At 61.3% G+C, this 12,575-nt stretch carries 7 protein-coding genes; 4 read left to right on the forward strand and 3 right to left on the reverse strand.

The window, feature by feature from the left end; genetic code table 11:
• Positions 1-67: 67 nt before the first annotated feature.
• Both KY084_RS12165 and KY084_RS12170 read left to right on the forward strand, forming a co-directional pair.
• Positions 68-2,134, forward strand: a complete 2,067-nt coding sequence (locus tag KY084_RS12165) for a phosphocholine-specific phospholipase C (RefSeq protein WP_219238743.1) — start codon at positions 68-70, stop codon at positions 2,132-2,134.
• The gene (locus tag KY084_RS12170; protein ID WP_219238744.1) at positions 2,131-3,180 is read left to right on the forward strand and encodes an HAD family hydrolase; all 1,050 of its coding nucleotides are present in this window, start codon (positions 2,131-2,133) and stop codon (positions 3,178-3,180) included. Before KY084_RS12165 ends, KY084_RS12170 begins: the two co-directional genes overlap by 4 nt.
• A 30-nt stretch (positions 3,181-3,210) precedes the next feature.
• Here KY084_RS12170 and betA read toward each other — a convergent pair whose 3' ends face one another.
• The gene (gene betA, locus KY084_RS12175; protein ID WP_219238745.1) at positions 3,211-4,869 is read right to left on the reverse strand and encodes a choline dehydrogenase; all 1,659 of its coding nucleotides are present in this window, start codon (positions 4,867-4,869) and stop codon (positions 3,211-3,213) included.
• Between the two features lie 13 nt (positions 4,870-4,882).
• Complete coding sequence (gene betB / locus KY084_RS12180) at positions 4,883-6,919, reverse strand: betaine-aldehyde dehydrogenase (RefSeq protein ID WP_219238746.1); 2,037 nt, start codon at positions 6,917-6,919, stop codon at positions 4,883-4,885.
• Positions 6,920-7,075: 156 nt separating this feature from the next.
• On the opposite strand from betB, the gene choW reads away from it, so the two are divergent.
• Together choW and choV are read left to right on the forward strand one after the other, a co-directional pair.
• The gene (gene choW / locus KY084_RS12185; RefSeq protein WP_219238747.1) at positions 7,076-8,866 is read left to right on the forward strand and encodes a choline ABC transporter permease subunit; all 1,791 of its coding nucleotides are present in this window, start codon (positions 7,076-7,078) and stop codon (positions 8,864-8,866) included.
• Positions 8,866-10,062 (forward strand): choline ABC transporter ATP-binding protein, encoded by a 1,197-nt coding sequence (choV, locus tag KY084_RS12190; RefSeq protein WP_219238748.1) that lies wholly within the window; start codon positions 8,866-8,868, stop codon positions 10,060-10,062. Before choW ends, choV begins: the two co-directional genes overlap by 1 nt.
• Positions 10,063-10,165: 103 nt before the next feature.
• Here the strand turns inward: choV and KY084_RS12195 are convergent, their stop codons facing one another.
• A complete protein-coding gene (locus KY084_RS12195) occupies positions 10,166-12,478 on the reverse strand; it encodes a TonB-dependent receptor (protein ID WP_219238749.1) in 2,313 nt (770 codons plus the stop codon).
• Positions 12,479-12,575 lie beyond the last annotated feature (97 nt).

The following is a 12,575-nucleotide window of genomic DNA, read 5'->3' on the forward strand; positions in this document are numbered from 1 at the left end:
ATACCTGCTTCCCTTGTTAAAAATGGGTTCAACGGGTATTTAACCGGCAGATTGTCAGGAGATACCATTGGTCGATCGTCGTAATTTCCTTCGCAACGTTGCCGCGCTTTCCGCTGCGGGCGCGCTGCCCGTTCCGATCGCAAAAGCGCTCGCCCAACCGGTGGGCAAGCGCACGGGTACGTTAAAGGATGTCGAGCATGTCGTGATCCTGATGCAGGAGAACCGATCATTCGACCATTATTTCGGAACGTTGCCCGGCGTTCGCGGCTATGCCGATCCGCGCCCGATGCCGCTGCGCAGCGGCAAATCGGTTTTCCACCAGCCCGCCCCTGACGGCGGGGAGGTTTTGCCGTTCCGCATGAACGCGCGAACGACCAGCGCGCAACTGCTCAAAAGCCTCGACCATAGCTGGAAGGGCGACGCGCGGCGCTGGGCCGATTACGATGTGTGGATCGACGACAAAACCCCCATGACCATGGGCTATTTCAATCGCGCAGATGTGCCCTTCTATCACGCGCTTGCCGACGCGTTCACCGTTTGCGACTCCTATTATGCCTCGCTCCACGGGCCGACCAATCCCAACCGGATGTATCTGTTCACCGGAACCAGCGGGCTTGCGGTTGGCAATGCCGGGCGGCAGGCGGTGCATAATGCCGATGACGGAAACTGGACGGGCGATGCCAGCCGGGACAAGGCGGATTTCCCCGATGTCGCAACTTGGACCACCTATGCCGAGCGGTTGCAGAAAGCGGGGATAGGCTGGCGCGTCTATCAGGAATATGACAATTTCGGCTGCAATTCGCTTGCCTATTTCAAACAGTTTCGCGGGTTGGACCCGTCGTCCGAACTGTATCGGCGCGGCCGCGCGATCGTGCCCGGATCGACCGCGGAAAATGCCGATGCGACCGATGGCGGGCATCTCGTCTCCGCCTTTGCCGCCGATGTTCAGGCCGATACGCTGCCGCAGGTTTCTTGGATCGTCACGCCGACCAAATTCACCGAACATCCCGAAGCGCCGCCGGCTTTCGGTGAATCGCTGACCTCTCGCCTGATCGAGGCGCTGGTTTCAAACCCCGAAGTCTGGGCGAAAACCGCGCTGATCATCAATTATGACGAAAATGACGGCTTTTTCGATCATTTCCCCGCGCCACTTCCCGCGACCAATCGCCAGATGGGGCTGAGTACCATCGATACGCGCGGCGAAACGTTCGAGGGGCAGTCCGTCGGGCTGGGCATGCGCGTTCCGCTCATCGTGATCTCGCCCTGGACGCGCGGCGGATGGGTCAATTCCGAAGTGCACGACCACACATCGGTCATCCGGTTCCTCGAAAGCCGTTTCGGCGTTCACGAACCGAATATAACCCCGTGGCGACGCGCGGTAACGGGCGACATGACGAGCATGTTCGATTTCGCTGATCCCGATGGTTCCGCGCTTCACGCCTTCCCCGATACCGAGGATTATCTTGCGCGCGTCATGGCGGCGGCAAAATTGCCGCCGCCGCAGGTCCCGGCGAAACAGAGCGTGCCCGCGCAGGAACCGGGGCGTCGCCCGGTTCGGCCGCTACCCTATCGCATGGCGGTTGAGGACAGTTTTGATGACGGCGGTCTGGCGTTGCGCTTCGCCAATCAGGGCGAACAGGGCGTGGTGTTTCAGGTCTATGCACCCGAAACCGAAAGCGCGGGTCCGTGGTTCTATACGGTAGAGCCGGGCAAGAGCGTCAGCGACCATTTGCCGGGACTTGCGGGCGAGGGGCGCTATGCACTCAGCGTCTTTGGCCCCAACGGCTATCTGCGCGAGTTTGCGGGAGAAGCATCGGGTAAGGCGCGAGCCGTATTGGTCCGGCTGGAAGAACGCCGTGACGGCGGGTTGCTGCTGAAACTTGCCAATCGCGGGTCGTCGCCGGTCGCGTTGTCCGTCGGCGCGCCCACCTATGGCGAAACCACGAACAGCGATGTGCATCTGGAACCGGGCGGCAGCCATTCGCTGCGGATCGATCCGGCGCAAAGCGATCACTGGTATGACCTTGTTGTCGCCGAACGCGACGGTCCCTTCCGCCGCCGCTTTGCCGGTCATGTCGAAACCGGAAAGTCGAGCATGTCGGATCCTGCGCTGGAGGCGGGAGCGAAGGCATGATCGCGCGAATGATCGGCGCGGCGATTGCAGCGGTGGCTGGTTTCTCTGCAATGCCCGCCCATGCCCAGCTCGACCAATGGCCTGCCGAGGCGCGCGCCGAAATCAAGCGGGTCGTGGCGGATGCGCCCGCCGGCTCCTATGCGGTGTTTGACGCCGACAACACCATCTGGCGCCACGATCTGGAAGAGGCGCTGCTTCCCTTCATGGAACAGCGTGGCGAACTGTCGACCGCATCGCTCGATGCCTCGCTGCGCCCGGTCCCGGTGCATAAAGGTGAGAGCCTGTACGGCTATTATGTCCGGCTTTGCGAGATCGACGACAAAATCTGCTATCCTTGGATTGCTCAGGTTTTTGCCGGGCGTTCGCTCGCCGCGCTGAAGCGTGATGTCGATGCGCTTATGGCATCGGACAAGCCTATTCCGGTACGCTATGCGGCCGGCGGCAAGGCGGTCGAGGACAGTGTTTCACCGCCGAAGATATTCGCGGCGCAGCGCCAGTTGATCCATATGCTCCAGGCGAAGGGCGTGCATGTCTATGTCGTGACCGCCGCTGCCGAGGAACTGGTGCGCATGGTCGTGTCCGACCCCAAATACGGCATCGGGATCTCGCCGCAGGACGTGATCGGTGTCACTATGCTGCTGCGCGATCCCGACGATGGAAGCGTGACGACCGCGCGGCGGCAGATCGTGAACGGCCATTTCCTCGATACCGAATATACCGCCGCGCATCATGCCCGGATGATCCTCACCCCGACGCTCTGGTCACCGCTTACCTGGTATGAGGGGAAGGTTGCCGGGATCGACGCATATATCGACCCGGTTCGCCATCCGCTGCTGGTCGCCGGCGACAGCCGCAGCGACTGGGCGATGCTTTTTCAGGCAAGCGGGCTGCGGCTATGGGTAAACCGAAAGCCGGACGTGACCAGCGAACTTCACGCTGAACGCCAGCGCCGGGCGGAAGTGCAAAAAAGTTCGGGCAACGGCTCCGCGACGGCCGATGCCAATAGCGGCTGGATAGAAGTCAGGCAGGACGCGCTGGAACAATAGCCGCGTTCCGGGGGAGGACAGACACGCGGATCAGCGCTGCGCGTCCCGCCAGTTCGACGCGCGCGAATATTCGATTTCGGATGGCGCGAGCATCTGCTTGCCCAGAATATGGTCGGCCGCTTTTTCAGCGATCATGATCGTCGGGGCGTTCAGATTGCCGGTAGTGATCGCGGGCATGACCGAACTGTCGACCACGCGTAGTGCTTCGACCCCGCGCACGCGCAACTGAGGATCGACCACCGCCATCATATCGTCGTCCGCCCCGATTTTGCAGGTGCAGGAGGGGTGGTAGGCGCTTTCCACCTTTTGCGCGATCCAGGCGTCGATCTGTTCATCGGAGACGATGTCCGCGCCGGGGCTCATTTCGCGGCCGGTAAAGGGCTTTAGCGGGTCCTGCGCGAAAATCTCCCGCGTCAGGCGAAGGCACGCGCGCATCTCCGCCCAGTCGTCAGGATGACTCATATAGTTGAAGCGGATGCTCGGCCGATCGTTGGATCGCGGACCGCTCAGCGTGACATTGCCCCGGCTTTTCGAACGCATCGGTCCCACATGCGCCTGATAGCCATGCCGGTCCGCCGCCGCGCTGCCGTCATAGGATACGGCGAGAGGAAGGAAATGGAACTGGATATCGGGATAAGGAATGCCCGGAGCCGATCGAATAAAGCCGCAGCTTTCGAAATGGTTGGTCGCGCCGAGTCCCTTTTTGGTGAGCAGCCATTGCGCGCCGATGCGCGCCTTGGCGATGGGGTTCATCACCGAATAGAGCGTGATCGGCTGCGTACATTCCATCTGAAGATAGAATTCGAGATGATCCTGAAGATTTTCGCCAACGCCTGGCAGATCATGCACGACCGGGATGTCGAACCGCGCAAGCTCAGCCGCCGGGCCGATGCCCGACCGTTTGAGCAGGTGCGGCGAGTTGATCGGGCCGCTCGATACGATCACTTCGTGGCCGGCGCGAACCTCATGTTCCGTATCGCCCTGGCGATAACGCAAGCCGACCGCGCGATTGCCTTCGAACAGGATGCGATCGACCATCGCATGGGTGATCAGGGTAAGGTTCGGCCGCTTGAGCGCGGGTTTCAGATAGGCGTTGGCGGCGCTCCAGCGGCGACCGTTATGGACGGTCATGTCCATTCGGCCAAACCCTTCCTGCTGACCGCCGTTAATGTCGCTGGTGACCGGATAGCCCGCCGCGTGCGCAGCGTCGATAAAGGCGGTGTATAGCGGGTTTTTCAATCTGCCATAGCGATTGTGCAATGGACCGCGATCGCCGCGATAGGCAGTGCCGCCTTCGGCGCGGCTTTCGGCGCGCATGAAATAGGGAAGGACCTGTGCATAGTCCCATCCTGCCGCGCCCTGATCGGCCCAGCCTTCGAAATCCATCGGATTTCCACGGACATAGACCATGCCGTTGATCGACGACGATCCGCCGATAACTTTACCGCGCGGCGTGTGCATCCGTCGTCCGGCAAGCCCCGGTTCGGGTTCGCTGCGATAGCCCCAGTCGAATTTCGGGCTGTTCATCGGGATCGAAAGTGCGCTCGGCATCTGGATGAAGACCGACCGGTCCGATCCGCCGAATTCCAGCACCAATACGCTGTTGCGCCCATCGGCGGTCAGCCGGTCGGCAAGGACGCAGCCCGCCGATCCGGCACCGACGATGATATAGTCATAGGCTGTGCTCACCCATGCCTCTCCGTCAATAGGGCGCGTCGACATCGCCCTTGGCGACATAGACGCTTTTGATCTGGGTATAATATTCGATCGCGGCGAGGCCGTTCTCGCGGCCGATCCCCGATTGTTTGTACCCGCCGAACGGCATTTCGATCGGCGTCACGTTATAGTCGTTGATCCAGCAGCTTCCCGCCTGAAGCTGCGCCACGACGCGGTGCGCACGGTTCAGGTCGTTGGTGAACACCCCGGCCGCAAGCCCGTAATCGGTGTCGTTCGCGCGCGCGACCGCCTCTTCCTCGCTGTCGAAGGGGAGGACAAGCATGACCGGCCCGAATACTTCGTCGCGAACGATGGCGGCATCGTCATTTTCCGCCTGGAAGATGGTCGGTTCGACATAGAATCCGCGATCATAATCGCCACCGGTCAGCCGGTCACCGCCATGGATCAGCTTCACGCCCTCACGCCGGGCGCGGCCGATATGGCCCATCACCATGTCGAGCTGGGCGTCGCTGACCAGCGGGCCGATATTGGTTTCGGGATCGAAGGGATCGCCGATGCGCAGCTTTGCGGTGCGCGCGACAAGCCGGTCGACAAACGCCTTCAGCACGCCGCGCTGAACGAAGACGCGGGTTCCGTTCGAACAAATCTGACCGGTCGAATAGAAATTACCCATCATCGCGCCGCTGACCGCATTGTCGAGATCGGCATCGTCGAACACGATCATCGGCGATTTTCCGCCCAGTTCCAGCGTGACAGGCTTTAGGCCGCGTGCCGCGCGCTCCATCACCAGCTTGCCGGTTTCGACCGAGCCGGTAAGCGACGCCTTGGCAATACCGGGATGGCCGATCAGCGCCTGTCCGGTCTCGCCATAGCCCTGCGCCACCTGAAATACGCCGTCGGGAAGGCCCGCCTCGGCAAAGATGTGACCCAGTTCGATCGCCGTCATCGGCGTCTGTTCGGCAGGCTTGAAGATGATCGCATTGCCGCAGGCAAGCGCAGGCGCGGATTTCCAGCAGGCGATCTGCATCGGATAGTTCCATGCGCCTAGCCCCGCCACCACGCCAAGCGGTTCGCGCCGCGTATAGCCGAACGCACTGGGGCCAAGGTCAAGATAACGCCCGGTAATCGTCGCCGCCATGCCGCCATAATATTCCAGGCAGTCCGCGCCCGACACGATGTCCACCGCAGCCGTTTCCTGAATGGGCTTGCCGGTGTTGCGCGTTTCGATGCGGGCGAGTTCGTCATTGCGATCACGCAGCAGGTCGCTGGTCCGGCGAAGCACCCGGCCGCGTTCGGTTGCGCTCATCGCCGCCCAAATCTTCTGTCCGGTTTTCGCGCGGGCAACCATCGCGTCGATATCGGCGGGCGTGGTAACCGGGATGTCGGCGATCCGTTCGCCGGTGGCCGGATTGACCGGGCGAACGCGGGTGCGCGGCGCGGCACGTTCGGGACGGGCAGGGGTGTGCAGCAGGTAATCGTCGACGAATAGCGTCAACATCTCACGCGCACTTTCAGGGTCGGTTTCCTGCCAGCGCGACAGCGCGCCGCGCAGCCATATGCCATCGATCATCGCCGCGATCATGGGGGCAAGCCGGGTCGCTTCCTGCGTGGTGTCCAGTTCGCGGAGCGCGTGGCTGAGATTGGAGATCATGCGCCGCTGATAGACGCGCTGGATACGCCCCAATGTGGGAATCTGAAGCGCTTGCCCCCAAAAGGCGAGCCATACCGTGCTGGTGCGCGGATCAAGCTCCTTCGCCGATAGATTGGCATCGATAATCGCCTGCACCCGTTCGCGGGGACCTTCGGCTGCGCGGAGCCGCATCCGGACGCTTTCGCTCAGTTCGAACACCAGCGCGCGGAAGGCAGCTTCCAAAAGACCATTTTTGTCTTTGAAATAATGTGCGACAAGTCCCGCCGAGACGCCGGCACGCCCGGCGATTTCGGCAAGCGTGGTGCCGGAGAAGCCGACTTCCGCAAGGCTGTCGATCGTCATCTCGATAAGCTGCCGCGCCCGGCCGTCATGCCGATGGCTGGAACGCGGAGCGCCGGAATGGGTCGCCATCGCAAGGCTCCTGAATGGCTGTTCAATACGTGCAGCGACCGCTAAACCTTTGTGCTATGGATAGGCAAGTGGAAAAACACCGCCTATAGAGTAAGGCTAGAGATATCTTTGAATATGCGTTCAATAAGCTTTAGCGTTTCCGGGGGAAGATACATCATGCGTCGTTTCATGGCCATTTTCATGCTGGCCCTGTTCGCCCTCGTTGCGGTGAATCCCGCTTATGCGAAAGCCGAGGCAAAGGCGTGCCGGACGGTGCGACTGGCCGATGTCGGCTGGACCGATGTGACCGCGACAACGGGCATGCTGGCAAGAATATTGAGTGGGCTGGGCTATCATCCCAAAGTGTCGGTACTTTCCGTGCCGGTGACGCTGAACGGACTGCATCGCGGCGATGTCGACGTGTTTCTGGGCAACTGGATGCCGATGCAAACGTCGGATATCGCGCCTTATATCAAGGATGGTTCGATCGTTCGCGTTCGCGCGAATCTGATCGATGCGCGCTATACGCTCGCGGTTCCGGAATATCTTTACAAACAGGGGCTTACCGATTTTTCTTCCATCGCGGATTTCGGTGACGAACTGCAGCACAGGATTTACGGGATCGAGGCAGGCAATGACGGCAACCGGCTGGTTCTCGACATGATCGCACACGACAAGTTCGGGCTGGGCGATTTCGATCTGGTCGAAAGCAGCGAACAGGGAATGCTGGCGCAGGTCGAGCGCGCGGTGCGGCAGAAAAAGCCGATCGTTTTTCTTGGCTGGCAGCCACATCCGATGAACGACCGGTTCGACATGCGCTATCTTTCGGGTGGCGACGATGTGTTCGGCCCGAATTTCGGGGGAGCGAAAGTCTATACCACCGTGCGTCAGGGGTTTCTCGACCAATGCCCGAATGTCGGGCGATTGCTGAAAAACCTGTCGTTCAATGTCGAGGACGAAAATGTTCTGATGGCCGGGGTGACCAAGACCGGCAATGCGCAGGGGACCGCGCAGCGCTGGCTCGCCGCGCACCCTAAGCGGTTGCAGCAATGGTTGCAGGGCGTCACCACGATCGACGGAAAACCCGCCGGTCCGGCGATGATGAAGGGCCTGACGCCCGAACCGACCGGAAATTTCATCACCCGCAACAAGATCCCGGTGGGTGACTGGATCGCCGACGCGGTCGAATGGACGAAATCGCACAGCGCGCTGCTCGATCTGATATCGACCGGGGTCAGTGCCAGCGTAAAGGCGCTGACCGGCGCGTTATCGGCGATACCGCCGCTGCTCTTCGTCCTGCTGGCGACGGTGCTGACATGGGCGTTGCGCCGGTCGATCCCGATTACGGTGTTCGTGCCGCTGGCCCTGCTGTTCATCATCAACCAGGGATATTGGGCGGCGACGATCCAGACATTGGCGCTGGTGGTTTTTGCCGCTGCCATCTCTACCGCGGTCGGCGTGCCAATCGGCATCTGGGCGGGGCATCGCCCGCGCGCCTATGAAGGGCTTCGTTCGGTACTCGATCTGATGCAGACGCTGCCGACGTTCGTGTATCTGATCCCGACGCTGGTGGTATTCGGGCTTGGCGTTGTTCCGGGCCTGATCTCCACGATCATCTTTGCCTTGCCCGCGCCCATTCGCCTGACCCAGCTTGGCATCATGTCAGTGCCCAAACCACTGCTCGAAGCGGGAAAATCGTTCGGCGCGACCAAGTGGCAATTGCTCTTGCGCGTCGAACTGCCCGCTGCGGCCGGTTCGATCCTTGCCGGCATTACCCAGTGCATCATGCTCAGCCTGTCGATGGTGGTCATCGCCGCGCTGGTCGGGGCGGGCGGACTGGGGGTGCCAGTCGTGCGTGCGCTCAATACGGTTCAGGTCGGTATGGGCTTCGAAGCGGGCTTCGCCATCGTGCTGCTTGCCATCATCCTCGACCGCGTAACCCGTCGCGAAACGAAAGGAGACAATTAATGTCCACCGCACTGGAATTTCGCGACGTCACCATTCTTTTCGCGCAAGGGGCGGGGCGCAAGCGCGATGCGGCGATCGCACGGGCGATGGAAATGATCGCAGCCGGGGAAGAACGTCCCGGTATCGCGGAGGAAACCGGCGTCGTCCTCGGCGTCGCGCATGCCGACCTGGCGGTCGAACGCGGGCGCATTTCGGTTCTGATGGGGCTTTCCGGTTCGGGAAAATCGACCCTGTTGCGTGCGGCGAACGGGCTGAACTCCGTCACCAGCGGGCAGGTGCTGGTGCATGGGGAGGCGGGCGCGCAGGACATTGCCTCGTGCGACGCCGCCACCTTGCGCGACATCCGCCGCCACCGCGTGGCGATGGTATTTCAGCAATTCGGCCTGCTTCCCTGGCGAACGGTTCGCGAAAATGTCGCGTTCGGTCTGGAACTGCGCGGAGAGGGCAAGGCGGAAATGCGCGAGCGGGTCGACCAACAGCTTGAAATGGTGGGACTGCACGATTGGGCGGACAGCTATGCCAGCGAATTGTCGGGCGGGATGCAGCAGCGCGTCGGGCTCGCGCGCGCCTTTGCGACCGATGCCGACATATTGTTGATGGACGAACCCTTTTCCGCGCTCGATCCGCTGATCCGCGCCAAATTGCAGGACGACCTGCTGGAGCTTCAGCAATCGGTGCACAAGACGATCATCTTCGTCAGCCACGACCTAGACGAAGCGTTTAAGCTGGGCGACCAACTCACCCTGCTCGAAGGGGGGCGGGTGGTGCAGACCGGCACGCCCAAGGACATCATGATGCGCCCGGCGACCGACTATGTCGCCAGCTTCCTTGAACATATGAACCCGCTGAACGTAGTCACCGGCGGCGCGGTCATGCGCCCGCTATCCTCGCTCCCGCGTGAGGGCGATGCGCTGCTGCTCGATGACGGCGGGCGTTATCGGCTGGAAGGCGAGCAGGTGACGCTGGAGGGCGAGGTTCTGCCCACCACACGCATCGATCGGCCGGATGAGAGCGACGTCCACCCGACAGGCGTCGTCATCTGCCCATGGGGCGCGCCGGTGCGTGCGCTGATGCGCTATTACGCCGAAACCGGTCATCCGGTGCTGCTGACCAAGGATCGCAAGCTGTTTGGTGTGTGCGATGGTCAGGACATTCTTCGCGGCCTCAACGAAACCAGCGGCGACCGGGCGGCGTAACCCTCCGGCGCGTAAACGGCGCGGCGGCTTTCCTATGTGGCGCACAAAAAAGGGCGGCCTCGGGTAGAGGCCGCCCTTTCCCGTTCGCGGGGAAGCGAAACGATCAGAAGGATTTTTTCAGCGTCACGAACCACTGGCGCGGCGGACCGACGAGGAAATACTGGTAGTCGCCTTCCGAATAGCTCGTCAGGTTGCCGCCGGTTTCCCCGATCGTCGCGACATATTCCTTGTCGGTGACGTTGGTTACGTTGAGCTGCAGTTCGGTGCCGTCCAGCAGCCCCGGCTGATTGAAGCGATAGCCGAGCGAGACATCGACCAGTCCGCGTCCGTCAAACGCCAGATCGTTTTCATAAGTGGCGTAGCGCTTGCTCTGATAGTTAAAGTGCACGCGGCCGAAATAGGTGCCGTTGTCATAGGCGATTTCGGCATTGGCGAGATGGCGCGGCTGGTTGACCACCGCCTTGCCCGCCGTGGCGACCGCGACTTCTCCCGCGCCGTTCAGCACATCGTCGTCATATTCGGCATGGGTGTACGAATAGGACGCATAGAGCGACAGGAAACGCACCGGACGATAGGTGCCCGTCGCCTCGACACCATTGGTGGTGACCGAACCCACGTTCGACAGGACTGCGGGGCAGCTCTGGATTGCCGTGCACGGCGATACCGCGAAGAGGCGATTGTCGAATTTGACGTGATAGACGGCTAACGAACCGTCGAATTTGGGAAGATGCGCGCGAACGCCGCCTTCGGCTGTCCACGACGTTTCAGGTTTCAGGCCGCTCGCCTTCAACTGCGCGAACTGGGTGGGCGAGGTGATGAACGGCGTGGTGGTGAAGGCGCGCATGTTTTCGGCATAGCTGGCGAAAAATTCCAGCGCGTCGGTCGGCCGGTAGTTCACGCCGACCTGCGGCAGGAACATGTCCTTCGCTTCCAGCGAACCGCTGGTGCCCCAGGTGGCAAGGTCGGGCGTGTGAGCGGGGTCGTAGCTCTGATCGATATCGACTTCGCTGCCCTTCCAGCCGGCGGTGACCTTCAGCTGGTTGGTGACGTCCCACGTATCCTGGACATAATATTGGTACGTGTTGATGTCGAAATTATAGTCGTAATCATAGGCGAAGGGGTTTTTCGGCCATTCGCGCGCACTTATGCTCGAATGGTCGGTATCTTCCAGACCGAAATAATCGCGCGCCTGTTCATAGTCGTTATGTTCGTACCAGCCGCCGACCTCGACGGTGTTGCCGGCGAACAGGTCATAGGCGAGGCTTCCGGTGATACCCGACCGCTTGATCCAGTATTCGGTGCCGCGCACCGACAGGTTCGCGCCGCCCGGCGTGGGCGTGTAGAACGTCCACCACGTCCCGATCCCGCGATTATGGTGGTAATAGGGGGTCAGCTTGATCGTCAGCTTGTCGTCGATGGTATATTCGAAATTCGCACCCATCAGCACGTCACTGCGCAGGCCATAGCCATCATAATAGGCGTCGTCGCCGGTCAGCGTGCCATAGCCGTCATAATCGTCGACATAGACGCCGTTCTCCTGATAATTATCGGCGATCGCGCTGGCCGTATCCCAGTCATAGCGCAGATAGTCCCAGTCATATCCTTTGCGTTCGAGCAGATTGGGCCACATGTCGACATAATCGTCATCGGCGAGGTAGGAATAATTCACGAAAAACGCGAACGAGCCCTCCGTGCCGATCGGCGCCTGGATCTTCGTATTGACCTGATATTGATGCTGCGCGCCCTTGCCCTTCCATTTCGGCGTATCGCTGAACGCGCCGCTGACATAGGCTTTCAGCCCGCCGCCCAGATCGCCGGTATCGATCCGGCCAAAGACGCGGAAGGCATCGTTGCTGCCATAGGTGGCCGACATGTCGCCGCCCAGCGTGTCGCTGGGTTCGCGGCTGTAAAACTGAATCGCGCCGCCCAGATTGGACGTGGAGGCAGTGGAAAGCGCGCCTGCGCCCTGCGACAGTTCGGTGCGCGCGATATTGTCCGAAATGATCGCGCGGCTGATGTGCAGGCCGTTGAAATTGGCATAGCTCATATCGCCGAGCGGTACGCCGTCGAGCGTGAAACCAAGCTGGTTCTGGGTGAAACCGCGGACGGAAATGCGCGTCGACCATTCGTTCGACCCGAACGGCGTCGCCGACTGAAAATTCACGCTGGGCAGCTTGTCGAGCACCTTCAGCGGGCTGGTTCCCGGAGGTGCGACCGCGATATCTTCCTGAGTAAGGCCCTGCACCTGCCGCGTCTGGCCCTGACCGATGACCACGATGTCCTGAACCTGCGGATCGGCCTTCGCCTTTGCGGCGCCTTGTGCGGTGGCGGCATTCGCGGCGGCGGTATCGTCGGCCGGCGTGCCGTCCACCGTGCCAGCATGGGCTGGCATCGCGCTGGCGCACGCTATCGTCATGATACTCGAACTAATCAACATTCTGGTTCGCATCGTAAAACCCCTTTTTAAAAACCGACGATCCGCAAAGCGCGGCGCGCTGATAGGTCGCGTGTCG

The sequence above is a fragment of the Stakelama flava genome, assembly GCF_019351405.1.
Classification (GTDB): domain Bacteria; phylum Pseudomonadota; class Alphaproteobacteria; order Sphingomonadales; family Sphingomonadaceae; genus Sphingomonas; species Sphingomonas flava_A.